The 24,302-nt window shown below is 67.5% G+C and carries 26 protein-coding genes; 10 read left to right on the plus strand and 16 right to left on the minus strand.

Annotated features, from left to right (window positions below; translation table 11 throughout):
• The first annotated feature begins 73 nt into the window (after window positions 1–73).
• Both GNX95_RS22400 and rsrA read left to right on the plus strand, forming a co-directional pair.
• A complete protein-coding gene (locus GNX95_RS22400; protein ID WP_163509346.1) occupies window positions 74–835 on the plus strand; it encodes a sigma-70 family RNA polymerase sigma factor in 762 nt (253 codons plus the stop codon).
• Window positions 835–1,188: a mycothiol system anti-sigma-R factor gene (gene rsrA, locus GNX95_RS22405; RefSeq protein WP_163509347.1), complete on the plus strand. Its 354-nt coding sequence runs from the start codon at window positions 835–837 to the stop codon at window positions 1,186–1,188. Before GNX95_RS22400 ends, rsrA begins: the two co-directional genes overlap by 1 nt.
• Window positions 1,189–1,218: 30 nt before the next feature.
• On the opposite strand, the gene GNX95_RS22410 is transcribed toward rsrA, so the two are convergent.
• The 3 genes from GNX95_RS22410 to GNX95_RS22420 all read right to left on the minus strand — a co-directional run bounded on the left by GNX95_RS22410 (window position 1,219) and on the right by GNX95_RS22420 (window position 3,270).
• Window positions 1,219–2,499 (minus strand): sialidase family protein, encoded by a 1,281-nt coding sequence (locus tag GNX95_RS22410; RefSeq protein ID WP_163509348.1) that lies wholly within the window; start codon window positions 2,497–2,499, stop codon window positions 1,219–1,221.
• A complete protein-coding gene (locus GNX95_RS22415; protein WP_222853817.1) occupies window positions 2,492–2,977 on the minus strand; it encodes a sigma-70 family RNA polymerase sigma factor in 486 nt (161 codons plus the stop codon). Before GNX95_RS22415 ends, GNX95_RS22410 begins: the two co-directional genes overlap by 8 nt.
• A gap of 146 nt (window positions 2,978–3,123) precedes the next feature.
• On the minus strand, window positions 3,124–3,270 hold the full coding sequence (locus tag GNX95_RS22420) for a 50S ribosomal protein bL37 (protein WP_163508081.1): 147 nt from the start codon (window positions 3,268–3,270) through the stop codon (window positions 3,124–3,126).
• 126 nt (window positions 3,271–3,396) lie between these two features.
• Between GNX95_RS22420 and GNX95_RS22425 the strand changes: the two genes are divergently transcribed.
• Window positions 3,397–4,911, plus strand: coding sequence for a sensor histidine kinase (locus tag GNX95_RS22425; protein ID WP_163509350.1), 1,515 nt, complete (start codon window positions 3,397–3,399; stop codon window positions 4,909–4,911).
• A 166-nt stretch (window positions 4,912–5,077) separates the two neighbouring features.
• Here GNX95_RS22425 and GNX95_RS22430 read toward each other — a convergent pair whose 3' ends face one another.
• Together GNX95_RS22430 and GNX95_RS22435 are read right to left on the minus strand one after the other, a co-directional pair.
• The gene (locus tag GNX95_RS22430) at window positions 5,078–5,329 is read right to left on the minus strand and encodes a WhiB family transcriptional regulator (protein WP_163509351.1); all 252 of its coding nucleotides are present in this window, start codon (window positions 5,327–5,329) and stop codon (window positions 5,078–5,080) included.
• A gap of 346 nt (window positions 5,330–5,675) precedes the next feature.
• On the minus strand, window positions 5,676–6,599 hold the full coding sequence (locus tag GNX95_RS22435; protein WP_163509352.1) for a diacylglycerol/lipid kinase family protein: 924 nt from the start codon (window positions 6,597–6,599) through the stop codon (window positions 5,676–5,678).
• Window positions 6,600–6,632: 33 nt separating this feature from the next.
• On the opposite strand from GNX95_RS22435, the gene GNX95_RS22440 reads away from it, so the two are divergent.
• The gene (locus GNX95_RS22440; protein ID WP_163509353.1) at window positions 6,633–7,040 is read left to right on the plus strand and encodes a hypothetical protein; all 408 of its coding nucleotides are present in this window, start codon (window positions 6,633–6,635) and stop codon (window positions 7,038–7,040) included.
• A gap of 3 nt (window positions 7,041–7,043) precedes the next feature.
• Here the strand turns inward: GNX95_RS22440 and GNX95_RS22445 are convergent, their stop codons facing one another.
• The 4 genes from GNX95_RS22445 to sodN form a co-directional block, all read right to left on the minus strand.
• The gene (locus GNX95_RS22445; protein ID WP_163509354.1) at window positions 7,044–7,877 is read right to left on the minus strand and encodes a SigB/SigF/SigG family RNA polymerase sigma factor; all 834 of its coding nucleotides are present in this window, start codon (window positions 7,875–7,877) and stop codon (window positions 7,044–7,046) included.
• Window positions 7,874–8,398, minus strand: coding sequence for an ATP-binding protein (locus GNX95_RS22450; RefSeq protein ID WP_222853818.1), 525 nt, complete (start codon window positions 8,396–8,398; stop codon window positions 7,874–7,876). The genes GNX95_RS22445 and GNX95_RS22450 overlap by 4 nt, the downstream gene beginning before the upstream one ends.
• Window positions 8,399–8,542: 144 nt before the next feature.
• A complete protein-coding gene (locus tag GNX95_RS22455; protein WP_163509355.1) occupies window positions 8,543–9,127 on the minus strand; it encodes a histidine phosphatase family protein in 585 nt (194 codons plus the stop codon).
• Between the two features lie 71 nt (window positions 9,128–9,198).
• A complete protein-coding gene (sodN, locus tag GNX95_RS22460) occupies window positions 9,199–9,603 on the minus strand; it encodes a superoxide dismutase, Ni (RefSeq protein WP_163509356.1) in 405 nt (134 codons plus the stop codon).
• Between the two features lie 140 nt (window positions 9,604–9,743).
• Between sodN and GNX95_RS22465 the strand changes: the two genes are divergently transcribed.
• The 6 genes from GNX95_RS22465 to GNX95_RS22490 all read left to right on the plus strand — a co-directional run bounded on the left by GNX95_RS22465 (window position 9,744) and on the right by GNX95_RS22490 (window position 15,311).
• Window positions 9,744–10,043: a S24 family peptidase gene (locus GNX95_RS22465; protein ID WP_281356936.1), complete on the plus strand. Its 300-nt coding sequence runs from the start codon at window positions 9,744–9,746 to the stop codon at window positions 10,041–10,043.
• Window positions 10,044–10,286: 243 nt separating this feature from the next.
• Window positions 10,287–11,474 (plus strand): NAD(P)-dependent malic enzyme, encoded by a 1,188-nt coding sequence (locus GNX95_RS22470; protein WP_163509358.1) that lies wholly within the window; start codon window positions 10,287–10,289, stop codon window positions 11,472–11,474.
• Between the two features lie 196 nt (window positions 11,475–11,670).
• Complete coding sequence (locus GNX95_RS22475; protein WP_163509359.1) at window positions 11,671–12,642, plus strand: zinc-binding dehydrogenase; 972 nt, start codon at window positions 11,671–11,673, stop codon at window positions 12,640–12,642.
• A gap of 195 nt (window positions 12,643–12,837) precedes the next feature.
• Window positions 12,838–13,710, plus strand: coding sequence for a hypothetical protein (locus GNX95_RS22480; RefSeq protein WP_163509360.1), 873 nt, complete (start codon window positions 12,838–12,840; stop codon window positions 13,708–13,710).
• Window positions 13,711–13,731: 21 nt separating this feature from the next.
• On the plus strand, window positions 13,732–14,301 hold the full coding sequence (locus GNX95_RS22485; protein WP_163509361.1) for a hypothetical protein: 570 nt from the start codon (window positions 13,732–13,734) through the stop codon (window positions 14,299–14,301).
• Complete coding sequence (locus tag GNX95_RS22490; protein ID WP_163509362.1) at window positions 14,298–15,311, plus strand: HTTM domain-containing protein; 1,014 nt, start codon at window positions 14,298–14,300, stop codon at window positions 15,309–15,311. The genes GNX95_RS22485 and GNX95_RS22490 overlap by 4 nt, the downstream gene beginning before the upstream one ends.
• A gap of 1 nt (window position 15,312) precedes the next feature.
• Here the strand turns inward: GNX95_RS22490 and ehuA are convergent, their stop codons facing one another.
• From ehuA to GNX95_RS22525, 7 genes are all read right to left on the minus strand, one after another.
• Window positions 15,313–16,077, minus strand: a complete 765-nt coding sequence (gene ehuA / locus GNX95_RS22495) for an ectoine/hydroxyectoine ABC transporter ATP-binding protein EhuA (protein WP_163509363.1) — start codon at window positions 16,075–16,077, stop codon at window positions 15,313–15,315.
• Window positions 16,078–16,102: 25 nt separating this feature from the next.
• Window positions 16,103–16,759, minus strand: coding sequence for an ectoine/hydroxyectoine ABC transporter permease subunit EhuD (gene ehuD / locus GNX95_RS22500; RefSeq protein ID WP_163509364.1), 657 nt, complete (start codon window positions 16,757–16,759; stop codon window positions 16,103–16,105).
• Window positions 16,759–17,481 (minus strand): ectoine/hydroxyectoine ABC transporter permease subunit EhuC, encoded by a 723-nt coding sequence (gene ehuC, locus GNX95_RS22505; RefSeq protein ID WP_163509365.1) that lies wholly within the window; start codon window positions 17,479–17,481, stop codon window positions 16,759–16,761. Before ehuC ends, ehuD begins: the two co-directional genes overlap by 1 nt.
• A 7-nt stretch (window positions 17,482–17,488) precedes the next feature.
• On the minus strand, window positions 17,489–18,382 hold the full coding sequence (gene ehuB, locus GNX95_RS22510; protein WP_163509366.1) for an ectoine/hydroxyectoine ABC transporter substrate-binding protein EhuB: 894 nt from the start codon (window positions 18,380–18,382) through the stop codon (window positions 17,489–17,491).
• Between the two features lie 859 nt (window positions 18,383–19,241).
• A complete protein-coding gene (locus GNX95_RS22515; RefSeq protein ID WP_163509367.1) occupies window positions 19,242–19,418 on the minus strand; it encodes a DUF6104 family protein in 177 nt (58 codons plus the stop codon).
• The gene (locus tag GNX95_RS22520) at window positions 19,418–23,224 is read right to left on the minus strand and encodes a multifunctional oxoglutarate decarboxylase/oxoglutarate dehydrogenase thiamine pyrophosphate-binding subunit/dihydrolipoyllysine-residue succinyltransferase subunit (RefSeq protein WP_222853819.1); all 3,807 of its coding nucleotides are present in this window, start codon (window positions 23,222–23,224) and stop codon (window positions 19,418–19,420) included. Before GNX95_RS22520 ends, GNX95_RS22515 begins: the two co-directional genes overlap by 1 nt.
• A gap of 138 nt (window positions 23,225–23,362) precedes the next feature.
• The gene (locus GNX95_RS22525; RefSeq protein WP_163509369.1) at window positions 23,363–24,238 is read right to left on the minus strand and encodes a lysozyme; all 876 of its coding nucleotides are present in this window, start codon (window positions 24,236–24,238) and stop codon (window positions 23,363–23,365) included.
• Window positions 24,239–24,302: the final 64 nt, after the last annotated feature.

A 24,302-nucleotide genomic window follows, 5' to 3' on the forward strand; every position in this document is an offset into this window, starting at 1 on the left:
ACAGCGGGAAGATAGCTGCCGGGCGCGGCGTTCTGCTCACCGTAAGGACCGAGCAGGAGGAGGACGTACGCGCATGATGGCAGCCCCAGAGCGCACGACGGACAACTTGCTGTTGGACACCGTCGAGTGGCCGGTCGTCGTGCCGGCCGGTCCGGGCAGGGCCGCGCCTGGCAGCGTATCCTCAGCGGGACATGGTGTGCGACAGCCCGGAGATGCCCTGGTGACCGACGAAACCGCTGTGGAGCGCAATGCTCGCTTCGAGCGGGACGCACTTCCGTTCCTGGACCAGCTCTACGCGGCCGCGATGCGGATGACCCGCAACCCGGCCGACGCCGAGGACCTGGTCCAGGAGACGTACGTGAAGGCGTTCGCCGCGTTCCACCAGTTCCAGGAAGGTACGAACCTCAAGGCCTGGCTCTACCGGATCCTGACCAACACCTTCATCAACTCCTACCGCAAGCGCCAGCGGCAGCCCCAGCAGTCGCCGACCGAGCAGATCGAGGACTGGCAGCTGGCCGCCGCCGAGGCGCACAGCTCCTCCGGCCTGCGCTCGGCCGAGACCGAGGCGCTGGACCACCTCCCCGACTCGGACGTGAAGGAAGCGCTGCAGGCGCTGCCGGAGGAGTTCCGGCTCGCCGTCTACCTGGCCGACGTCGAGGGCTTCTCGTACAAGGAGATTGCCGACATCATGGAGACCCCGATCGGGACCGTGATGTCGCGCCTGCACCGCGGTCGCCGCAACCTGCGCCGGATGCTTGAGCGGTACGCCGCCGAGCGCGGCATCCAGGGCTCCGAGGCCGGTGCCGACCGGGTCGCGTCCGGAGAGGTGTCGTGATGGACAGCGAAAGTTCGCGGGGCCGCGCCGACCGGCTGGTCCAGAAGCTGGACGACATCTGCGGCGGCGACCCGAGTTTCGACGGCATCAAGCCGGAGTGCCGGTCGGTGCTGGAAGAGGTTTATCTCTACCTTGACGCCGAGACCGACGACGCCTCGCGGTCGCGGATCCGCGAGCACCTGGATGACTGCTCGCCGTGCCTGCGCGAGTTCGGCATCGAGCAGGAGGTCAAGGCGCTGGTGTCGCGCTGCTGCGGCGGCGACCGCGCGCCGGAAAGCCTGAAAGTGCGGTTGAAACTCAAGCTGCGCGAGGTCGTGATCGAGGCCGACCGCCGCGAATACCGCGCGGAATAACGAAAACCCGGGCAAGGCCCGGGTTTTCGGCTAGATTGTCGGAGCCTGTACGCCCGGCGGAGTCGGCACCTGCTTCCAGCTGATGCCGTCCTGCGACACCATCCAGATGTTCTTCGGACTTCCCACGTCGCTCCAGCGAAACGAGACGTACGTTCCGGTCGCCGTACGCACCGGAAGCTCGGTGGGACACGGTGCTGCCAGTGGCGTGAACGTCTTTCCGTTGTCTGTGCTGCGGGCCAAGGGCAGCGTGTTCGTCGTACCACCACCGGTCAGAAACGAACCGTCGGCCAGGGCCAGGGCGTTGGACAGTTCGCCGTTCTGCGCCGGGATCATCCGGGCCACGGCCGTCGCCTTCTGCCAGGTCGCACCACCGTCCGCAGTGTGGAACAGCATCGACTTGCCCTTCGGGCCGACCGTGATGCCGACCGCGTAGCCGTTGCGTCCGTCGTCGCTGTCCACCGAGACGAGCGGCTCGGTGTCGGACATCTCGGTGAAGTCGGTGCCCTTGCCGGCGTCCTGGGGCAGCACGTGGAACGGCACCCACGTCACACCGCGGTCATGGCTGACCACCGTGCCGCCGCGGCACTCCAACCAGATCGAGCCGTCCGCGGGTTGACCGGTGTACGTTGTGTAACAGTTCTTCGGCGCGGATGACATGCCGTGCATGCCACCGTCGGCGGGATTGATGACGATCGGCACTGGTTCGGTCGTATTGGAATGCTCTCTGGCGACCTGTGGGATCTGGTTTGCTGAAAGCACCACCCAGCCGTCCGGAACTTTCTCCACTGGCGCACCAAAATCCGGCCGCTGTGTCCAACTGCTGCCGCCGTCATGACTGATCAGAGACTCGACGACGATCGTGTCCTGATCCAGGACCAGGAGGCTCATCTGCAGTGTGGCCACCCCGGTCGTCGGATCCGTCGGCACCGTGATCGGCAGCCCGTGGGTCGTCCAGGTCTGTCCGCCGTCGGACGTGCGAGCCAACAGAAGCTTTCCGCTCCCGGCCTGAGCCTGAATCAGCGCGTAGCTGATCGTATTGTCGACCGGAGCGGTTTGCAGGGCTCTGGATCCGGCGGGAAACGGTTGGTCGTACTCGGGGCCGGTCAGCGGGTCGTGCTTGTTTTCGTTGTGCGTCAAGGCATACGCACCGCTGGAAACCAACGCGATGACAGCCACGACCGCGGCAGCGCCGACCGCGGCCTGCGTACGGTTGCGCCGCCGCGCGTTGCGCGCGATTTCCTCGATCGGCATGGGCGGCGCCATCCGCTGGTCGATTTCCGCGCGTACGTTGGCGAAGTCGAGGTCATTCATCCGTCTCTCCAAGAATCTCGGCCAGGGCCGCGCGTCCTCTCGACAGCCGCGCTTTCACGGTGCCGGTGGGAATCCCGAGGGTTTTGCTGATGTCTTCGACGGAGAGGTCAGCCAGATAGAACATGCCGAGCGTCTCGCGACTCGCTGGCGGCAGCTGTTTCATCGCGGCGAGTACGGCAATCCGGTCGAGGCCCGGCGCGGCGACCGCCTCCGGCGGTCTTTCCTTGCGCAGAAACCGGTCCATCCACACACGCCGGCGAAACCGCCGTCTGGCGAGGTTGAGCGCGACGGTACGCAGCCAGGCTTCCGGGTCGTCGGCGTCGCGCACCTTGTGCGGCCGGGACATCGCGATGGTGAACGCGTCGTGCACGATGTCCTGCGCCTCGCCGAGGTGGCCGGTCAGGCCGTACACGCTGCGGACCAGCCGCTGGTAGGCGACCCGATAGAGCTCCTCCACCGCCGCCCGGCCGCTGTTCACTCGCACAGTGTCGGCTATCGGCAGGTCCGCCGCGGTTGCTTCCATGCGGGGACAGAGACCTGGCTCCGCGACGGGGTTGCGTCGAAACGCCGCAGGGCCTCCCTACGTGCACCCCATGCACGTAGGGAGGCCCTGCGGACCGAAGGTCAGGAGTTGGGCCTGCGGCCGTGGTTGGCCTTCTTGTTCTTGCGCGCCTTCTTCTTGCGGGCCTTCTTCGCCACGTCGTCCTCCCTTCTCCGAGCGTTCCCACCAGGGTCCCATGCCGGCCGTACGGCGTGTATCGGGCCGGCCATGCCGGGACGCATGATTGGATGCAAGCCGGGTGAGCACGAGTAGGAGTGGTGCGATGGCTGAGCAGATCCGGGCCGGGATGGGCGACCACCTTCAGGATGGCGGCCCGATCGCCGTGCTGTCCTGACGTGTCCACCCTCCGCGAGCTGGTCAAGCAGCACTCCACGCTGACCGACGACGACATCGACCACCTGCACCGGCTGGCGGCCGACTGGCAGCTGCTGGCCGACCTGTCCTTCGCCGACCTGCTGCTGTGGGTCTCCACGACGGACGCCTACCTGGAGCCGGCGTACCTCTGCGTCGCGCACATCCGGCCGACCACCGGTCCCACCGCGTACCTGCACGACCAGGTCGGCCGGCTGCTGTCGGTGGAGGCCTCCGCGCATCTGGTGACCGCGGCGACCGCCGGCCGGATCTGGCGGGAGGGCGATCCGGAGTGGATCGACGACATCCCGGCCCGGCACGAGGCGATCCCGGTACGCAACGGCGACAAGGTCGTCGCGGTGCTCGGCCGCGACACCAACCTGGCCGCCACGCGCGCGCCCAGCCAGCTGGAGCTGGCCTACCTGCGCAGCGCCGACGACCTGTGCCGGATGGTCGCCGACGGCTCGTTCCCGCCGCGGCAGCCGGTGCTGGCCGAGGACACGTCCCTGCCACGCGCCGGCGACGGCGTGATCCGGCTCGGCCCGGACGGCCGGGTCGACTACGCCAGTCCCAACGCGCAGTCCGCGTATCGCCGGCTCGGCTTCTCCGGCGACCTGCAGGGGATGGAGCTCGGCCCGCTCACCCACGACCTCGCCGACGACCCGCTGGAAGGCGCTGAGGCCAACGAGCGCATCCTCGCCGCGCTGGCCGGCGCCTCACCCGACCGGATGGAGGTCGAGGCACACAGCGCCGTCGTGCTGCTGCGTGCGCTGCCGCTGCGGCCGGACGGCGAGAACATCGGCGCGCTCGTGCTGGCCTGTGAGGTCACCGAGGTACGCCGTCGCGACCGCGCCCTGCTGACCAAGGACGCGACCATCCGGGAGATCCACCACCGGGTGAAGAACAACCTGCAGACCGTCGCCGCGCTGCTGCGGCTGCAGTCCCGCCGGGTTACCTCGCCGGACGCGCGGGTGGCGCTGCAGGAGTCGGTACGCCGGGTGTCGTCGATCGCGTTGGTGCACGAGACGCTGTCGCTGTCGCTGGACGAGACCGTCGACTTCGACAGCATCGTCAACAAGATCTCCGCGATGGTCGGCGAGGTCGCCGGCACCGAGACGACCGTACGGCTGCGCAAGGAAGGCACCTTCGGCGTGCTCGCCTCGCCGATCGCGACACCGCTGGCGATGGTCGTGACCGAGTTGCTGCAAAACGCGCTCGAGCACGCGTATCTGCCCGGCCAGAGCGGCGACGTCACGCTGGTCGCCGAACGCGAGGGGGAGACGCTGCGGGTCCAGGTGCTGGACTCCGGCCGCGGCCTGCCGGAGGGGTTCAGCCTGCAGGCGTCCACCCGGCTGGGGCTGCAGATCGTCCGCACGCTGGTGACCAGTGAGCTCGGCGGGTCGATCGAACTGCGGCCGCGGCCGACCGGCGGCACCGAGGCCGCGGTCGTCGTGCCGTTCACCAACAAGGCGGCGCAGACCGAAGTCGAAGTTCTTTGAGAAAATCGTCAAATGTGACGCTGAGTGAGCGAAATTATCGCTGGTCATAACGTAAATGCGCGGCACACATAGGCGTTTCGGCGTACCGACAAAGCGAACGACCCGGACCGCCATTGGTCCGGGTCGTTCGATCTGTTCTTGTCGAGCCGGGAAACTCGATGCGCGCTCAGGCGGAGTGCACGCGGGGACGGGCTCCGCGCCGCTTCAGCGCGCGCCTCTCGTCCTCGCTCATGCCGCCCCACACACCCGCGTCCTGACCGGACTCCAATGCCCACTCCAGGCACATCTCGGTCACCGGGCAGCGCCGACACACTGCTTTAGCTTCTTCGACCTGCAGCAACGCAGGACCGCTGGTGCCAATCGGGAAGAAAAGCTCGGGGTCCTCGTCACGGCAGAGGGCGCGGTGGCGCCAGTCCATTGCCTTCTCTCCTCAACGTCATTGTTGGGCGGTATGTCACGCACGTGGCCGTGCGTAGGTCCTTCGGGTAGTGCATGGAGCCTTGCCGGCTGACCGGAAAGGCCGTACCGCCTTGCTTGTGAATGCTTTCACGAAGCCAGGCGATGTCAAGGGCCTTGACGCACCCAATTCGGCTCGTGACCGAATTCACCGGTGCTTCCCCAGTAGTCATACCAGGGACCCTGCCCATTACGCCATACTTCGTCATGCATTGGTAGCAGTGCGTTATCGGACTTTCGGTCAACGCATAGGTCGTACGTTTGCACACCGACTGTCGTTCTGCAGATCGCCAGAAAGTGCGCGAGGGTTACACCACGACGTTGAGCGCGTGCGGATGAGCCTCGAACGCGACCTCGTCGGACTCGCCAAGGTAGTCGCCATCCAGCTGAAACGCCAGAGGCCGGCGTGAGATAATCCTGAAACTCTCCTGATCGCGCAGCCGGTAGGTGCTGCGGCCGGTGGGCTTGCGGTGCATGAGCAGCAGTTGCGCGGCGGCGACCGCGGTACGGCCGGGATGCAGGCCACGCATAGCGAAGATGTCCAGGCCGGTGTCGAAGGACGCGGTGTCGGTGAAGCTGACGGGATACGGGCCGAAGTAGGTCCACGGCACGGTGTTCTGCACGACGACCATGGACAACCCCTCGACCACCGCGCCGCCGGGCCGGACCAGGCTGATCATCGGCTCTGAGCGGTCGGTGGCGGTCAGATACTGCGAGAAGGTCGACCGCACATAGAGCGCGACGCTCGCCGTCTCACCGCGTACGCGGGCCCGCTCGACCCGCCGGATGATCTCCGCGTCCAGGCCGAGGCCGGCGCAGAAGGTGAACCACCGGTCGTTGGCTTTGCCGAGGCCGATCGACCTGCTCCGCCGCTCGCGCAGCGCCTCCAACACGATCGAGGTCGCCTCGACCGGGTCGTTGGGCAGGCCGAGCGCGCGGGCGAAGACGTTGCCGGAGCCACCCGGTACGACCGCGAGCGCCGGCACCTTGTCGCTGACGCCGTCGGCCAGCAGACCGTTGACGAGCTCGTTGACCGTGCCGTCGCCGCCGAGCGCGATGACGACCTCGACGCCGTCCAGCCGGGCCTGCTTGGCCAGCTCCGCGCCGTGGCCGCGGCGGCTGGTCGTCGCCACCTCGAGGTCGACCTCGGAACGCAGTGCGCGGATGAGTACGTCACGAGTGCCGGACGTCGTGGTGGTGGCACCTGGATTCGCCACCAACAACGCGCGCACGATCGGATTTTACCCGTCGGTAGGCTGGTTACCGTGGTGGAACGGATCACGTTGACGGAGCATCTGCGTACGCTGCCGGGAACGCTCATCGCGGTCATCGCCCTGCTGGAGCTGGAGGCGGTCGCGCTGGTCGGCGTCGCCGTCTGGTCGGTGATCGACACGTTCACGCTGCCGGCGCAGTCGCTGGCCTGGGCCGTCACGATGGACGTCGTGTTGGTCGCCGCCGCGGCGCTCTGCGCGTGGCTCGGCTGGCTGCTGCTCAACCTGCGCGCCGGCGCGCGTAATCCGTCGGTCGCGTTGCATTTGTTGGCGTTGCCGATCGGCTATTACATGGTGACCGGTGGCCTACCGGTTATCGGCGCGATTCTTTTCGCATTGTGTGTCGCCGGCGTCGTTTTGTTGGTCTGGCCGTCGACCACGAAAGCATTGGGGATCAAGTAAAAATCAGTCCGCGAGGCCGGCGCGGAGCATGCTGAGCGTACGCGTCAACAACCGCGACACGTGCATTTGCGAAATGCCGATCTCGGCGGCGATCTCCGACTGTGTCATGCCGCGGAAGAACCGCAGGACGACGATGCGGCGCTCGCGGTCAGGAAGCTGGTCGAGCAGCGGTCGCAGTGCCTCGCGGCGCTCGACCTCCTCCAGCGCCTCGTCGGTCGTACGGATCGCGGCGAAGACCGCGGAGCTCTCCAGGCTCGGCGAGGTGACGACGGCGTCCAGCGAGACGGTCGAGTACGCGTGTGCGCATTCCAGGCAGTCGAGGGCCTGCTCCTCGGTGAGGCCGGTGGCCGCGGAGAGCTCGGCGACCGTCGGCGAGCGACCGAGCCGTTGGAACAGCTCCGTACTCGCGCGGGACAGCGCGGCCTGTTGCTCCTGCAGTCGGCGCGGCACGCGGATCGTGGACGCGCGGTCGCGGAAGTGCCGCTTGAGCTCGCCGATGATCGTCGGCGTCGCGAAGGTGGTGAACTCGACCTCGCGGGTCGGGTCGAACCGGTCGATCGCCTTGATCAGGCCGATGGTGGCGACCTGGACGAGGTCGGCCGGCGACTCGCCGCGGTGCCGGAACCGGCGGGTCAGGAACTGCACCAGCGCCATATGCCGGTGGACGAGCTCGTCGCGCGCCCGGCGGTGCTCGGCGCTGCCCGCAGGCGCCGCCTGCAACGCGGCGAACAGTGCCGACGCGTCATGCGCGCCGACCCGGGACTCGGCGCGGCGCTGGCGGGGCGGTCCGGCCGGTGGCGCACCGGCGGCGGTCTGGCTCGGCGTCGGCGCGGTCATCGGCGGGCCTGCCGGCGCTTGAGCAGCCGGATGCTGAGCTGGCCGTCGGCCAGCGCGGAGTCGACGTCGCCGGCCAGCGCGGACAGCACCATCCAGGCGAAGGTGTCGCGGCTCGGCTCGCGGGTCGCGGAGCTGGCCACCGAGACCTGCACGCCGATGGCCTCCGCGGACAGCTCGAAGACACACTGCAGGTCGCTGCCGTGCTGGGCCTCCGGCAGCAGCATCGCGCAGGCCTCGTCGACGGCGATCCGCAGGTCTTCGATGTCGTCGAGGGTGAAGTCCAGCCGGGCCGCGAGGCCCGCGGTGGCCGTACGCAGCACCGAGAGATAGGCGCCGGAGGCCGGCAGCCGCAGGGAAACAATGTCCGTCCCGCCTGACCCCGCCGCGTCCGCCACGCTGCCAGGTCCCCCCTTCTGAGCCGGGATGCCGCCGTATCCGTTGGCGCGGCCCAGCAGTGGCTGTGCCGGGGACGGCGTCGTCGGATCCTCGGCCGGCGTGTCGATGGCGTTTCCACCTGACATCGGGTTCACCGGCCGGTCGTCGGGGTCGTGCTGGACGGCGTCACAGGCCAGAGCGTAGTGGTCACGATGCCGTCCGTCAGCTTCCCGACCAGATCGCCAGAAAAACCCCAGGTCAGCATATTTGACCGCATATCGCTCACCACCTCAGTCGTCCGCCGCCAGCAGGTTCCAGTGTCGCAAAGCCGGACGACCGTGCTCGTCGCCGAGTACGCAGACCGCCGCCGTGCCGAGCATCAGCGAGCCGCCGCAGGCCGGCTCCAGGCCGATCCAGCGCGCGCCGAGCACGCGGAGGAGGTGTCCGTGCGCGACCGCGACCGCCACGCCGTCGGCCGCGGCGAGCCGGGCCAGCACCGCGTCGGCGCGCGCGCCGACCTGTTCCAGTGTCTCGCCGTCCGGCAGCGGATGGGTCCACACGGTGAAGCCGGGCACGTCGGCGGCGATCTGCGGTGTCGTGAGCCCTTCGTACGCGCCGTAGTCCATCTCCCGGAGGTCGTCGTCCACCCGCGGCGCCGGCAGGCCGGCGAGCTCCGCCGTCCGCCGGGCACGGGCCATCGGACTGGACAGCACCAGCGCCGGTTGGCGGCCGTCGAGCAGCCGGTCGAGCAGTGGCCGCAGCCGCGCCGCCTGCCGCTCGCCGGCGGCGGCGAGCGGCACGTCCGTACGGCCGGTGTGCCGGCCGGTGGCCGACCACTCGGTCTGGCCGTGCCGGATCAGCAGCGCTTGCTCCACGCGGCGAACCTACCCGCAAAAAACCGCACCCGACCAAGTGGGTCGGGTGCGGCCGAAAGTTGCGCGGTGGATCAGGCTTTCTTCGTCTCCGCGAAGATTTCCGCGATCTGGTCGATCTTGGCCAGCAGTTCGTCGGCGACCTTGGCGTCCAGCGCACCCTTGGTGCCGGTGGCGCCGGCCAGTTTGGTGGCCTCGTTGAACAGCTGGTGCAGCTGCGGGTATTTCTCGAAGTGCGGCGGCTTGAAGTAGTCGGTCCAGAGCACCCAGAGGTGGTGCTTGACCAGCTCGGACCGCTGCTCCTTGATGATGATCGCGCGGGTGCGGAAGTCGGGGTCGTCGTTGTCGGCGACCTTGCCGATGATCGCCTTGATCGACTCGGCCTCGATCCGGGCCTGCGCCGGGTCGTACACACCGCATGGCAGGTCGCAGTGCGCCGACGCCGTGATGCTTGGGGTAAACCAGCGGAACAACCGCATTACTAGCCCTCCCAGAAAGGCTGCCTGAACAAAGCAGCGAAAATGCTGCGTCAATTGACCTCGAAAACGACCCTACTCCGGTCTGTTCCAGCCGGCTGATCCGGAAGGTTAAAGGAAAAGTTCTCGTAGGAGCCTATATATTGCTACTGCAACTAGTTCGCATTAAAGGCCCGTCGATGGCGCCGACGTTGCGGGACGGCGACGCCGTCGTCGTACGCCTCGGCGCCCGCGTCCGGCCGGGACAGGTGGTGGTCGGCCGGTTCGACGGCGTGGCCGGTCTGGTGGTGAAACGGGCCGTACGCGCGGTCGGCGAACGCTGGTGGCTGGAGTCCGACAACGAGTTCGTCACCGACGACTCGCGGCGCTATGGACCGGCGGTGGTCGAGGGTCGCGTACTCGTCCGCTATCTGCCGCTGCGGTCGTTGCGCCGCGTCCGATGAGTCGGTGGGCCCTGTGAAGTGGCACACCTGGCGCGATTCCGCTCGGTCGGCGCGGGTACGCGTGTGTCACAATTTGAGACAGCACCTCGGGTGACCCCCGGCAGCAGGTGGAGTTCGCGCACGACAGCGCTGGAGCACCGCCGACGCCTTACCGCCGCGCACCGCGCTTTCCCCGCACGAGGTAACCCCCGGCACCGTGGCTGCTGTGGCGCATTTGTCCACTCGACTGCCAAGGAGACCCGCATGGTCGCCGAACCGCTCACCTCACCGTCCACACTGGACGACGACCCGATTTTCGCCTTGCACCGGGGCGGAAAGATGGCCGTCACGCTGACCGCTCCGCTGACCGACCGGGACGACCTGTCGATGGCGTACACGCCAGGCGTCGCGCAGGTCTGCCGCGCCATCGCCGCCGAGCCGAGCCTTTTCGACTCCTACACCTGGGCCACCCGCGCGGTCGCGGTGGTCACCGACGGCACCGCCGTGCTGGGGCTGGGCGACATCGGACCGCAGGCCGCGATGCCGGTGATGGAAGGCAAAGCCGTGCTGTTCAAGCGGTTCGGCGGGGTGGACGCGGTGCCGCTGTGCCTGGCCACCAGCGACCCGGACGAGATCGTGGCGGCGGTGAAGGCGGTCGCGCCGTCTTTCGGCGGCATCAACCTGGAGGACATCAGCGCTCCGCGGTGCTTCGACATCGAGGAACGGCTCACTGCGGAGCTGGACATCCCGGTGTTCCACGACGACCAGCACGGCACGGCGATCGTGGTGCTGGCCGCGCTGCGCGGCGCGTCGCGGCTGACCAACCGGTCGCTGGACAGCCTGCGGATCGTCATCGCCGGTGCCGGTGCGGCCGGTGTCGCGGTGGCGCGGATCCTGCTGGCCGCCGGCGCGCACCACGTGGTGGTGACCGACTCCAAAGGCATCCTGCACACCAGCCGGCCCGACCTGAACCCGGTGAAGGCGGCGCTGGCCGAGGACACCAACCCGGACGGCATGGAAGGCGAGCTGTCCGACGCGCTGGCCGGCGCCGACGTGTTCCTCGGGCTGTCCGGTGGCACCGTGCCGGAGGAGGACGTGGCGCGGATGGCTCCCGGCGCGTACATCTTCGCGATGGCCAACCCCGACCCGGAGATCCAGCCGGACATCGCCTACCGGTACGCCAGCGTGGTCGCCACCGGTCGCAGCGACTATCCCAACCAGATCAACAACGTGCTCGCCTTCCCCGGCGTCTTCCGCGGCGCGCTGGCCTGCCGCGCGAGCCGTATCACCGAGGCGATGAAACTGGCCGCCGCCGAGGCGCTGGCCGGCCTGGTCGCCGACGAGCTGCGGCCCGACTACATCATCCCGTCGGTCTTCGACGAGCGCGTCGGCCCGGCGGTCGCGGCCGCCGTGGCCGCCGCCGCCCGCGCCGAAGGCGTCGCGCGCGCCTGACCGACGACGCAATCGGATTCCGATTGCGTCGTCTGCGGCGCTCTGACCAGCGCAAACTGTTTCTCCGGTCGCAATCGGACACCGGTTTCGGCGTCCGATTGCGACTTTGTTGACGCCTACCGGCGAGTAGCTGGGTAACAAAGTCACAATCGGACAGCGGTGACAGGGCCAGCACCGGAAACTAGGGTCAGAGACCATGCTTGCCGCCTACGCAGCCAGGATCGACGCAGACAACCCACTGTCCGGACTGGAGGTCGGCGAGATCGCCGACCCGAAGCCGCCGGCCGACGACTGGGTTGTGGTGGACGTACGCGCGACAGCGCTCAACCACCACGATCTCTGGTCGCTCAAAGGCGTCGGTCTCGGCGCCGACCAGCTGCCGATGGTCCTCGGTTGCGACGCGGCCGGCCTCGACCCGGACGGCAACGAGGTGGTCGTACACGCGGTCATCGGTGACCCGGCCGCCGGCGGCGGTGACGAGACGATGGACCCCAAACGCAACCTGTTGTCCGAGCGTTATCCGGGGACCATCGCCGAGCAGGTCGCGGTGCCGCGCCGCAACCTGGTCGCCAAGCCAGCCGAGCTCAGTTTCGAGCAGGCCGCCTGCCTGCCGACCGCGTGGCTCACCGCCTATCGGATGCTGGTCACCCGCGGCCAGCTGCCCGACGGCGGCAGCGTGCTCGTGCAGGGCGCGGGCGGCGGTGTGGCGACGGCGGCCATCGCGTTGGCGAAGGCACTCGGCGCCACCGTGTACGCGACGAGTCGCGACAAGGCCAAGCTGGAGCGCGCGGAGGAACTCGGCGCGACCGCGGTCGAGTCCGGCGGCCGGCTGCCGCAGCGCGTCGACGTGGTGATCGAGACGGTCGGCAAGGCCACGCTCAGCCACTCGATCAAGTCGTTGAAACCGGGCGGCCGCTGCGTGATCGCCGGGTCGACCAGCGGTCATCTGCCGGAGGTCGATCTGCGCCAGGTGTTCTTCAAGCAGCTGTCGCTGGTCGGTTCGACGATGGGTACGCGCGACGAGCTGGAGGCGCTGCTGCGGTTGGTGGCCGACACCGGCGTACGTCCAGTCGTCGACTCGACCTTCGCGCTGGCCGACGCTCGTGCCGCGTTCGAGCGGCTGGAACACGGCGACGTATTCGGAAAAATCGTCCTCACCGCGGGGTGACCTGCGGCAATCCTGGTGACACGGCCGACGAATCCGTCCACCCGGCTGCATAAGCGTGCGTCGCTGTGACACGATGGCTGCCGACAACCGCGTGACACGGGGGTGACGCTCGGCAGTTTGCCGAGCTGAAGCCGCTGTGTTCGGAGGACTTGTCCTGCTATTCTGCTTCCCGCTGAAAGGGGCAAGATGCGCGTTATGACCGTTTCAAAGAAGAATCGTCGACGCCTCGCCGGAGCTGGACTGCTGGTGTCCGGCCTGGTGCTCGCGGCGGTGGCGCTGACCGGTACGTCCGCCGCGGCCGATGACGCGCCGACCGGCACGAAGGCCGGCACCCTCGTACTTGGCCAGCCGAAGGCCGCCGCCAACGACAACGGCGGCTTGGTCGACGGTCTGGTGACCGTCGGCGGCAGCGACGACTCCGGTGGCCCCGGCTCCGGCGGCAGCTCGTCCGGCAACACCTCGTCGTCATCCAGCAGCTCCTCATCCAGCAGCTCGTCTTCCAGCAGCTCGTCGTCCGGCACTTCGGACACCGAGACCGGCGTGACGACGAACACGACGCAGACCGACCAGGGCACGACCGACCAGGGCACCACTGACCAGACGTCGCAGAGCACGACGCAGACCAGTCAGGGCACCACCGACCAGACGTCGCAGAGCACCACGCAGACGACGCAGAGCACGACCCAGACCACGCAGAGCACGACCCAGACGACCCAGAGCACCACCCAGACCACGCAGAGCACGACGCAGGGCACCACCAACAGCAGCACCACCAACTCGAGCACCACCAACTCCAGCACCAGCGGCTCGAGCAGTGGCTCGTCCGGCAACACGCCGGCGAGCACGACCGGCGCGGAGACCCCGGCCAACCAGCAGCAGGCCGGTGGCTCGCTGCCGGTGACCGGCTCGCCGGTAACCTCCATGCTGTGGTTGTCCGCGTTGATCCTCGGCCTCGGCGGTCTGTTCCTGCTGCTGGGTCGCCGGCCGGAGGTGGCGGCCGCGCTGGCCGCGCCGACGGTGTCGCTGATCAAGCCGGTCTCGCTGGTGAAGCGGTCGGCCAGGAAGTGACGCTCGCGGGAGCAGGTCGGCATGCCTGATCCCGCTGGTACGAGCAAGCTGCGCGCGGCCCGGGCCTGGATGGGCGACCTTCCGGCCCGGGCCGAGCGCACTCCGCTGGGACAGGGCGTGATCAGCGCGATCGTGATCTTCGTCGTGCTGTCCGGCATCGTGTGGAACCTGCCCGACTCGCCGCTGCGGACGCTCTTCCAAAACAACATGCAGCCGGCCGTCAACGCCGCGACCCTCGACCAGAACTGGGGTGTCTTCGCTCCGAACCCGCCGCGTCAGCTGACCTTCCTGACGGTCTCGGTGACCACCAGCAGCGGCCGCCAGCTGGTCTGGAAACGTCCGGCGTCCGACCCGGTGATCAGCCACTACTGGGTCTATCGCTGGCGCAAGCTGGACGAGAACCTGACGCGCACGGAGGACATCCGCAAACCGTTCGCACACTGGGTCATCGGCCAGCTGACGACACCGGCCGACCCGGCCGTACGCGTGAAGATCACCGCGAGATACGTGCCGATGCCGCCGCCCGGCGGTGGCCAGGTCGGTAAGGAACAGACGGCCGTCCTCTACGACGAGGTGTTGAGCGGCGAATGAGCGGTGCGGTGCGCGCGGTCGGCGACCGGCTGGCGAAGGCCGGCTCCGGAGTGCTGGCCGGCTGGGTCAGGTTCTGGTTCCGGCCGATGTCGATGTATCCGCTCGGCGTCCTGCGGATTTTCTTCGGCACCATCGTGTTTCTCTGGGCCTGGTCGCTGCTGCCCGGCCTCAGCTCGCTGATCGGGCCGCACAGCGTGCTGGCCGATCCCAACCGCGGCGGTCCGCTGACCTGGACGCTGTTGTCGGTCTTCAACACCGACACCGCCGTGCTGATCCTGTGGGCCGTGTTGGTGATCGGGTCCGCGGCGCTCGTGCTCGGCTGGCACAGCCGGCTGGCGGCGCTGGTCGTTTTCGTTGCGATCGTGTCCTTCGAGCGCCGGCAGCCGTGGATTTTCAACGCCGGCGACGGAATGCTGCGGATCGAGTCGCTCTTTCTCCTGCTGGCGCCAGCCGGCGCGGCGTTGTCGCTGGACCAGCGCCGCCGGACGGGCGCGTTCTTCAGCGCCGAGGACCGCGCGCCGTGGGCCCTGCGGCTGTTCCAGATCCAGCTGTCGATCGTCTATCTGGCGACCGTGTGGGACAAGGTGCGCGGCGACACCTGGAACGCCGGCACGGCCGTGTCGTACTCGCTGCGGCTGCTCGACCTGCAGAACTTCGTGGCACCCGAGTGGCTGGTGATGAACCCGCTGCTGATGAACCTGGCGGCCTGGGGGACGCTGGCCATCGAGCTGGGGATCGGGATGTTCGTGTGGCACCGCAAGGCCCGGCCGTGGGTCCTCGCGGCCGGAGTGGTGCTGCACCTGACGATTCTGCTGTCGATCGCGGTCGGCTTCTTTTCCTTCGCCGTCTTCGTCCTCTATTTGTCATTCCTGTCACCGGAAACGGCGCGCCGCGGGGCCGAATGGATGCGTGGCAGACTCCGCCGCCGGCCGCCACCGGACCCCGCCGAGGGCGACGTTCTGACGGTCGAGGTGCCCGAGGAGACCGTCAAAACGCCGACCTCGCCGTGACTCAGGCGCGGTCGATGACCGCGTGCAGGAAGTCGCGCGTACGTTGGTGGTCGGGGTCGTTGAACAGCTTGTCCGGTGGCGCGTCCTCCAACACCTGACCGTTGTCGAACATCAGTACGCGGTCGGAAATGTCCCTGGCGAACTGCATTTCGTGGGTGACCAACAGCATCGTGATGTCGGTGTTGGCGGCGATGTCGTGCAGCACGCCGAGCACCCCGGCCACCAGCTCCGGGTCGAGCGCGGAGGTGACCTCGTCCAGTAGCAGGACATCTGGCTGCATCGCCAGTGCCCTGGCGATCGCCACGCGCTGCTGCTGGCCACCGGACAGCTCGGTCGGATGCGCCTTTTCCATGTCCGCGAGGCCGACCAGCTCCAGCAGGTCGCGAGCGCGCTGCTCGGCCTCGGCGCGCGGCAGGCCGAGCGAGCGGATCGGTGCCTCGGTGATGTTCTGCAGCACTCGCATGTTCGGAAACAGGTTGAACTGCTGGAAAACCATGCCGATCCGTTTGCGTACGCGGTGCAGATAACGCTCATTGGCCGGCACCAGCCGGTCGCCGGACGGCATGTGGCTGAGGCAGTCGCCGTCCACGTAGATCCGGCCGCCGTCGACTTTTTCCAGCGTCATCAACAGTCGCAGGATCGTCGTCTTGCCGGAGCCGCTCGGCCCGATCAGCGTGATGCGTTCGCCGGGCTGCACCTGGAAATCCAGCTCGCGCAGCACGACCTTGTCGCCGAACTTCTTGACCACTTTCTCGAAGCGGATCATCGGGCCGTTATCAGCCGATTTCTTGTCAACGGTGACTGACACGGCGCTCCAATCTTCTCACCAGGATCGACGAGGGATAGCTCAGGATCAGGAACAACAGGCCGGCCAGCGTGTACGGCTCCACCACGCGGAAGCTCTCGCCGCCGACCTCCTTGGCCTGGTTGACGATGTCCAGCACGCCGATCGCCAGCAGCAGCGGCACTTCCTTGAACATCGCGATCGTGTAGTTTCCCAGTGCCGGCAGGATCCGCGGAATGGCCTGCGGCAGGATCACCCCGGTCCACACGCGATATCGCGGCAGGCTCAACGAAAGACACGCTTCCCACTGGCCGACCGGGACCGCCTCGATGCCGGCGCGATAGACCTCCGACGCGTAGGTGGCGTAGTGGACACCAAGCGCGATGACGCCGGTCGTCAGCGCCGACAGCCGGATGCCGGTGGTCGGCGGAAGGACGTAATAGAGGAAGAAGACCTGCACCAGCAGCGGCGTGCTGCGGACGAACTCGACGAACAACCACACCGCCTGGCTGAGCACCGGCACGCGGGATCGCCGGACCAGCGCGAAAACCAGGCCGAGCGCGTACGAGACCAGCGAGGCCAGCACGGTGATTTCCAATGTCACCAGCAAACCCTGCAGGAGGGCCGGGATGATCTCGGCGACGTAACTCCAGTCCCACTCCATTACGACAGCCCCGCGACATCCGGCTCGATCGCACGTGCCAGCAGGCCGGTGCGGGGGATCGGACGGCGGCCGATGTTGCGCGCGGTGATCCGCTCCAGCAGCCGCATCGCCGCGGTGATGAGCAACGCGATCAGCAGATAGAGCACCAGCTCGACCAGATATATCAGCAAAAGCTGGCTGCCGAACTGCGGCCGCAGGATCTCACCCTGGTTGGCGATCTCGGTGACCGTGATGAAGGACAGCAGCGCGGTGCTCTTCATCAGCTGGATGAACAGGTTGTTGAACGGCGGGATCATCTCCACCACCGCCTGCGGCAGGATGACCCGCCACATTCGTTGCGTGGCGGTGAGATTCAGCGCGATGGCGCCTTCGTGCTGCGGCTGCGGAACCGACTGCACCGCGCCGCGGACGATTTCCGCACCGTATGCGCCGTGGTTGAGACCCAGCACCAGAATGCCGGCCCACAGTGGCACGAGCTGGAAGCCGATCAGCGCCGGCAGCACGAAATAGATCCAGAACAGCTGCACGACCTCCGAGGTGCCGCGCAGGCCCTCGACGTAGACGCGGCTGATGAACCTTACCCACCGGTGCTTGGACAGCAGCGCCAGGCCGGCCGCGAAGGACAGCGGGATGGTCAGCAGGACACCGCCGACGGTCGCCGCGAGCGTCGCCGGGAGGCCGGCCAGGATGGTCGCGGCGATGTGTCCGAAGTCGTTGAACATGCGACCGTCAGGCCGTGCAGAGCTTCTCGGTGGTCAGGTCCGGCTTGACGAGATTGTCCTGCGTGAAGCCGAAAGGCTGCACGATCGTCAGCCACTGGCCGTTGCCGTGCAGCTTCTTGAGCTCGGTGTTGAATGCGTCGACCAGGTCCTTGTCGGCCTTACGAAACACGAACCCACCGGCCGAGACCTGCGGCTTTCCGCTGATCTCCGGCACGAATCCCTTGGTCACCTCGACGGCCGCGTTGGCGTTTTGCTTGACCAGCCACTTGAACGAGATGTCGGTCAGCGCGGCGCAGTCGACGCGTTTGTCCGTCACCGCGCGCAGCATGTCGTCCTGCGTGGCGAGCGTGGTGATCTGGCCGGCCGCGACACCGGCGCCGGTCGCGAAGTCCTTCTCGACAGCGGCGGAAAGTACGGCGATCTTCGCCTTCTTCGTCGCGACGTCCTGAAAGTTGGTCAGGCCCTTCGGATTTCCCTTGGGCACCAGCAAAGCCGTGAGCGCCGAGTAGTCAGGCAGTGAGAACGTCGCGCTTTTGCAGCGTTTCGGGGTAATGTTCATGCCGGCCGCGACCATGTCGAACTGCTTGGCGTTCAGACCGGGGATCAGCGAGTCGAAGGCGACCTGCTGCGCGTCGACCTTGTCGATGCCGAGTGCCTTGAAGACCGCCTTGGCCACTTCCGGCGCCTCTCCGGTCAGTTTTCCGGAACTGTCGGTGAAACCGTACGGTTGCTCGCCGGCGATGCCGACCTTGATGACCTTGTTCTTTTTGGCATTCTCCAGCGTGTTTCCGCTGCTCGTACTGGTACACGCGGCGAGCAGGCCAGGTCCGGCCACCGCGACCGCCCCGAGCACGGCCGAGCGCTTGAAGAAGGCACGACGCGACCACTGGACGTCTGACATGGGAATGTCCTCTCGTAAGTGACCCGTGCGCCGACCCTAAGACGGCACGCGAATCGCGTCAAAAGATGTTCATCCCGTTTGGCGCTCCAATGGAGATTTGCGCTGGTCAAAAGGTGGCGTAGTGGTGCGAGCGGTTGCGGATGTGGTGAAAACGGTGCTGTGGCGGGAAAAAGTGCGATTGGGAGAGTTCTCGTTTTTGTTGCGTTGGGGAGAGGGTTGGGTTTCATGATTGTTGCGTTGGGTGCGTGGTTGTGGCTTCTGGTTGTTGCGTCTGGGGTGGTTTCGCCTGCGCGGCGGGCGCTCCTGCGCGGAGGGCGACCTCAAGGGGAGGGTGCGCGGGGTTTGGCTGTTGGTCCGGTTGGGTGCGGCGCGTACGGTTGGTTTGTGGGTGGACCAGGAGTGTGGCTGGGGCGCCGGAGTTGCGGTGGCGTCTCGGTGGGTGGCGTGAAGGTCCACTTGTGGGACGAGAAGGCATGTGGAGCGCTAAATGTCCGGATTGCGAGGCTCGCTGATGGCATGAATGTCGAGTTACTTGCGTTGGACGCAAGAAACAAGGCTTTCACGCCGCCGCGACCCCCGAAGGCTGTGACGGGTGTGACCACTGAGGCTGATAATGCTGTTGTGACTGCTCGCCCGCGACAGATGTCCGTTTTGATGTCTTGTTAAACAAGTATTACGCAGTCAGCGGCTACAGCGCGATCGTTTGGCGTCCATCCGGACGGGTTGCTTCCCATACGTGACCCCTATGCACACCGATTGGCATCCACGCGCTCCCTCCCTTGAGGTCGCCCCACTCACCCGCGCAACCACCAAGAGACGCACCACTCACCAACACAACAATCAGCAACCACCCGCGTACTTACTCCTCGGCGTCGTCCAGGCGAGCCAGCCACGACGCCAGCCGCTCGACCGGCACCTCAAACTCCGGATTCAGGTCGACGAAATCCCGCAGCCGCTCGGCGAGCCAGGCCAGCGACACGGTTTCCTCGCCGCGCCGCTGGTCCAGCTCCTCGATCCCTTTGTCGGTGAAATACATCAGTCCGTCTTCGCCGGAGCGGCGTCGGTGGTCGTACGGGCACCGGCCGTCGCGCCGCCGAGGAGCGCGGCGGCGATCAGGTCGGACTGCTGCTTGGCGTGCACCTTGCCGGAGCCGGTGGCTGGCGCGGCCGCCGACTTGCGGGAGACGCGGCGCAGGCGTACGCCTTCCAGGTGCTCCAGCAGGTTGAGCGCGATGAACGACCACGCGCCCTGGTTGGCCGCCTCCTCCTGCACCCAGACGTGGTCTTCGGCGTTGGGGTAACGCGACAGCGCCGCGCGCACCTCGTCGATCGGCAGCGGATAGAGCTGCTCGAGCCGCAGGATCGCGGTGTCGGTGATGCCTTGCTCGTCGCGCGCGGCGACCAGGTCGTAGTAGACCTTGCCGGAGCAGAGCAGTACGCGCTTCACGGCCTTGGCGTCGACGCTGTTGTCGTCGATCACCGGCAGGAACGTGCCGGAGGTGAAGTCCTTCACCTCGCTGACCGCCGCCTTGTGCCGCAGCAGCGACTTCGGCGTGAAGACCACCATCGGCTTGTGCAGCGTGGTCAGCGCCTGCCGGCGCAGCGCGTGGAAGTAGTTGGCCGGGGTCGTGCAGTTGACCACCGTCATGTTGTCTTCCGCGCACAGCTGCAGATAGCGCTCGATCCGGCCGGAGCTGTGGTCGGGGCCCTGGCCCTCCAGGCCGTGCGGCAGCAGCAGCGTGACACCGGAGGTCTGGCCCCACTTGGCCTCGCCGGAGGAGATGAACTCGTCCACTACCGACTGCGCGCCGTCGGCGAAGTCGCCGAACTGCGCCTCCCAGAGCACCAACGCGTCCTTGTTGGCGACCGAATAGCCGTACTCGAAGCCCATCGCGGCGTATTCGCTCAGCAGCGAGTCGTAGACGAAGAACCGGCCCTGGTCCTCGGCCAGGTTGCTCAACGGCGTGTACTCCGTGCCGTTGTGCCGGTCGACCAGCACCGAGTGCCGTTGTACGAACGTGCCGCGCCGCGAGTCCTGGCCGGCCAGCCGTACGTTGACGCCGTCGAGCAGCAGCGCGCCGAAGGCGATCAGCTCACCCATGGCCCAGTCGATGTGACCGTCGCGGGCCATCTCGGCACGGCGCTGCAGCAGCTGCGCGATCCGCTTGTGCGGAGTGAAGCCCTCCGGCAGGTTGAGATGCGCGTCGCCGATCTTGCGCAACACCTCGGCGCTGACCGCGGTGCTCACCGGCTCCGGCCGGTTGGACACCGGCTGGCCGTTGGCCTGGTCGCCGCGCGGCGGCTGCGCGTCCTTGGTGGCGCGGAAGACCCGCTCCATCTGCTCCTGGTAGTCCTTCAGCGCCGCCTCGGCGTCGGCCAGCGAGATGTCGCCGCGGCCGATCAGCGCCTCGGTGTAGAGCTTCCGTACGCTGCGCTTGGTGTCGATGATGTCGTACATCAGCGGCTGCGTCATCGACGGGTCGTCACCCTCGTTGTGGCCGCGCCGGCGATAGCAGACCAGGTCGACCACCACGTCCTTGTTGAACGCCTGGCGATACTGGAAGGCCAGCCGCGCGACGCGTACGACCGACTCCGGGTCGTCGCCGTTGACGTGGAAGATCGGCGCCTGGATCATCCGCGCCACGTCGGTGCAGTAGAAGGACGACCGCGAATACTCCGGAGCGGTGGTGAAACCGACCTGGTTGTTCACGATGACGTGTACGGTGCCGCCGGTGCGATAGCCGCGCAGCTGCGACAGGTTGAGCGTCTCGGCGACCACACCCTGACCGGCGAAGGCCGAGTCACCGTGCACCAGCACCGGCAGGACCGTGTAGCCCAGCAGCCGCTTGTCGATCAGGTCCTGCTTGGCGCGTACGACGCCTTCCAGCACCGGGTCGACGGTCTCCAGGTGGCTGGGGTTGGCGACCACCGAGACGTTGGTGGTGTATGTGCCGTCCGGGGTGGTGAACTTGCCCTCCGCACCGAGGTGGTATTTCACGTCGCCGGAGCCGTGTGAGGAGCCCGGGTCGATGTTTCCCTCGAACTCGGCGAAGATCTTCTCGTACGGCTTGCCGATGATGTTGGCCAGCACGTTGAGCCGGCCGCGGTGCGCCATGCCGATGACGACCTCGTCCAGCTCGGCCTCGGCGGCGGCCTGCAGCACCTCGTCCAGCGCGGCGATCACGCTCTCGCCGCCCTCCAGCGAGAACCGCCGCTGGCCGACGAACTTGGTCTGCAGGAAGGTCTCGAAGGCCTCCGCCGCGTTGAGCCGGCCGAGGATGTGCTTCTGCTTCTCGGTGTCCGGCTTGTCGTTGTGCACCTCGACGTGCTCCTGGATCCAGCGGCGCTCCTCCGGATCCTGGATGTGCATGTATTCCACGCCGACGCGGCGGCAGTAGGAGTTGCGCAGCACGCCGAGGATGTCGCGCAGCTTCATCACCTGCTTGCCGGCGAAACCGCCGACCGGGAACTCCCGGTCGAGGTCCCACAGGGTCAGGCCGTGCTGCAGGATGTCCAGGTCGGGGTGCTTGCGGACCTTGTATTCCAGCGGGTCGGTGTCGGCCATCAGGTGGCCGCGTACCCGGTAGGAGTGGATCAGCTCCAGCACCCGCGCGCTCTTGTCCAGGTCACCCTCGTGCTGGCGGCCCATGTCGCGGACCCAGCGGACCGGCTCGTACGGCAGCCGCAGGCTGGCGAAGATCTCGTCGTAGAAACCCTCCTCGCCGAGCAGCAGCTGGTGGATCTTGCGCAGGTATTCACCGGAGACCGCGCCCTGGATGATCCGGTGGTCGTACGTGCTGGTCAGCGTGATGATCTTGGAGATCGCGCGGTCGGCGAGCGACTCCTCGGCCATGCCGGAGAACTCGGCCGGATATTCCATCGCGCCGACGCCGATGATCGTCCCCTGGCCCGGCATCAGCCGCGGCACCGAGTGCACCGTGCCGATGCCACCGGGGTTGGTCAGACTGATCGTGACGCCCTGGAAGTCCTCGGCGGTCAGCTTGTTGCCGCGGGCCTTGCGGATGATGTCCTCGTACGCCTGCCAGAAACCGCGGAAGTCCATGTCCTCGCAGTTCTTGACCGCGGCGACCACCAGCGAGCGCGAACCGTCCGGCTTCTTCATGTCGATCGCGATGCCGAGGTTGACGTGCTGGGGCTCGACCAGCGTCGGCTTGCCGTCGACCACCGCGTACGAGTTGTTCATCTGCGGATATGCGGCCAGCGCCTTGACCATCGCGTAACCGATGATGTGGGTGAAGCTGGTCTTGCCGCCGGCGCTGCGCGCGAGGTGGTTGTTGATGACGATCCGGTTGTCGGCGATGATCTTCGCCGGCACCGCGCGCACGCTGGTCGCGGTCGGGATCGTCAGCGAGTTGTCCATGTTGCTGACGATCCGCGCGGCGGCACCGCGCAGCTGCTGCAGCTCGGCCTGCGCCGGCACCTTGGTGTCGGCTGGCTTGGGTGCCGCCGGCTTGGTCTGGACCGGCTGGGGCGCGGCCGGCTTGGGCGCCGCCGGTTTGGCGGCGGCCGGCGCCTGCGGTTTCGGCGCCGACGGCGGTGGCCCCGGCTTGGGGATCGGCCGCGCCGGCGGCTCGGTCACCTTGGTGGCGGTCTGGCCGTTGGGCGACTGGGTCGCCTGGCCGCCGCCCTGACCTGCCGACTCGCCGCGGATCGGCTTGTAGTCGGCGAAAAAATCGTGCCAGGCCTCGTCGACCGTTGCTGGATCGTTCAGGTACTTCTCGTACATCTCCTCGACGATCCACTCGTTCGGTCCGAACGAGGTGAGGGATGGGTCCGCGGAACTGCTCTCGGTCGACACGGCCGTAAATTCGCCTTCTTCCATCACGACGACTGCGGTGTCAAGGCTACGCGGTAGGTAAACCCCGAGAGAAACCTGTCCGTACGCACGTACTGGCTGATCTGTCACAGTTTGGTGGCATGGCCCCGCGCGTGCGTCCGACGCACACGTGGGGCCATGCGGTCAGCCGTTGGCGAGCGCCTGCAGCCGGTCGTATGCCCCGTTGAAGGTGTCCTGGTCGCCGGGGAAGGTGCCGCTGTCGGCGTACTGCCAGATCGTCCAGACGCCCCAGTTGTAGGGCAGCGTGCCGGGGGAGCCGTTGTAGTTGGCCACCCACAGCGGGTTGGTGGAGCTGAAGTCGCCGGTGTTGCCGGTGCACGCGCTCCACCACGAGGTGGCCGTGTAGATGACCGGCCAGCGGCTGGTCTTGGCGTGGTACTCGTCGCTGAACGCCTTGATCCAGCTGACCATCTGGCCGGCGCTGAGGTTGTAGCAGGAGTTGCCGGAGGCCGGATACGGGTTCCACTCGATGTCCAGCGCGCCAGGCAGCGTCTTGCCGTCGCCGGACCAGCCGCCGCCGTGCGCGACGAAGTAGTCGGCCTGCGCGGCACCGCCGGACTCGTTTGGCAGCGCGAAGTGGTAGGCGCCGCGGATCATGCCGACGTCGTACGAGCCGTTGTACTGCTGCGCGAAGTACGGGTTGGTGTAGCCGGTGCTCTCGGTCGCTTTCACGTACGCGAACCGGCCACCGTTGTTCCACGCCGTCTGCCAGTCGACGTTTCCCTGGTGCGAGCTCACGTCCATGCCGGCGACCGTCGCGGTGATGGCCGGTCGCGGTGCTTTGCTGGCGGTGCCGGTGAGACTGTGGTTGGCGAGACCGGAGCCGGCGTGGTCGGCGTCCGGGTGGCTGGCTGCCCCGTGCACCGCGGCGAGCGCTGCCGCTTGGGCCGGGATGGCTCCGGCGACCAGCGTCAGCCCCGCCGCGGCACAGACCAGACCGACCGCGGTACGCAGCCCGCCGGTCCGCAGCACCGGAACTCGACACGACAAACCGAACATGTCAGGGCCTCCCTCGTGTACCCCGAAATATTGGGAATCGCGTCCGCGGCGCTGGTAACACTTT

The sequence above is a fragment of the Fodinicola acaciae genome (genome assembly GCF_010993745.1).
GTDB classification, from domain to species: domain Bacteria; phylum Actinomycetota; class Actinomycetes; order Mycobacteriales; family HKI-0501; genus Fodinicola; species Fodinicola acaciae.

Coding starts and splice junctions, on each gene's coding strand:
- GNX95_RS22525 (WP_163509369.1), bottom strand. CDS start 24,238: ATGTTCGGTTTGTCGTGTCGAGTTCCGGTGCTGCGGACCGGCGGGCTG.
- ehuA (WP_163509363.1), bottom strand. CDS start 16,077: ATGATCCGCTTCGAGAAAGTGGTCAAGAAGTTCGGCGACAAGGTCGTG.
- GNX95_RS22420 (WP_163508081.1), bottom strand. CDS start 3,270: ATGGCCGGCCCGATACACGCCGTACGGCCGGCATGGGACCCTGGTGGG.
- GNX95_RS22445 (WP_163509354.1), bottom strand. CDS start 7,877: ATGACCGCGCCGACGCCGAGCCAGACCGCCGCCGGTGCGCCACCGGCC.
- sodN (WP_163509356.1), bottom strand. CDS start 9,603: ATGCGGTTGTTCCGCTGGTTTACCCCAAGCATCACGGCGTCGGCGCAC.
- ehuB (WP_163509366.1), bottom strand. CDS start 18,382: ATGTCAGACGTCCAGTGGTCGCGTCGTGCCTTCTTCAAGCGCTCGGCC.
- GNX95_RS22520 (WP_222853819.1), bottom strand. CDS start 23,224: ATGGAAGAAGGCGAATTTACGGCCGTGTCGACCGAGAGCAGTTCCGCG.
- ehuD (WP_163509364.1), bottom strand. CDS start 16,759: ATGGAGTGGGACTGGAGTTACGTCGCCGAGATCATCCCGGCCCTCCTG.
- GNX95_RS22515 (WP_163509367.1), bottom strand. CDS start 19,418: ATGTATTTCACCGACAAAGGGATCGAGGAGCTGGACCAGCGGCGCGGC.
- GNX95_RS22490 (WP_163509362.1), top strand. CDS start 14,298: ATGAGCGGTGCGGTGCGCGCGGTCGGCGACCGGCTGGCGAAGGCCGGC.
- GNX95_RS22470 (WP_163509358.1), top strand. CDS start 10,287: ATGGTCGCCGAACCGCTCACCTCACCGTCCACACTGGACGACGACCCG.
- GNX95_RS22475 (WP_163509359.1), top strand. CDS start 11,671: ATGCTTGCCGCCTACGCAGCCAGGATCGACGCAGACAACCCACTGTCC.
- ehuC (WP_163509365.1), bottom strand. CDS start 17,481: ATGTTCAACGACTTCGGACACATCGCCGCGACCATCCTGGCCGGCCTC.
- GNX95_RS22430 (WP_163509351.1), bottom strand. CDS start 5,329: ATGGACTGGCGCCACCGCGCCCTCTGCCGTGACGAGGACCCCGAGCTT.
- GNX95_RS22410 (WP_163509348.1), bottom strand. CDS start 2,499: ATGAATGACCTCGACTTCGCCAACGTACGCGCGGAAATCGACCAGCGG.
- GNX95_RS22480 (WP_163509360.1), top strand. CDS start 12,838: ATGACCGTTTCAAAGAAGAATCGTCGACGCCTCGCCGGAGCTGGACTG.
- GNX95_RS22450 (WP_222853818.1), bottom strand. CDS start 8,398: ATGTCAGGTGGAAACGCCATCGACACGCCGGCCGAGGATCCGACGACG.
- rsrA (WP_163509347.1), top strand. CDS start 835: ATGGACAGCGAAAGTTCGCGGGGCCGCGCCGACCGGCTGGTCCAGAAG.
- GNX95_RS22485 (WP_163509361.1), top strand. CDS start 13,732: ATGCCTGATCCCGCTGGTACGAGCAAGCTGCGCGCGGCCCGGGCCTGG.
- GNX95_RS22400 (WP_163509346.1), top strand. CDS start 74: ATGATGGCAGCCCCAGAGCGCACGACGGACAACTTGCTGTTGGACACC.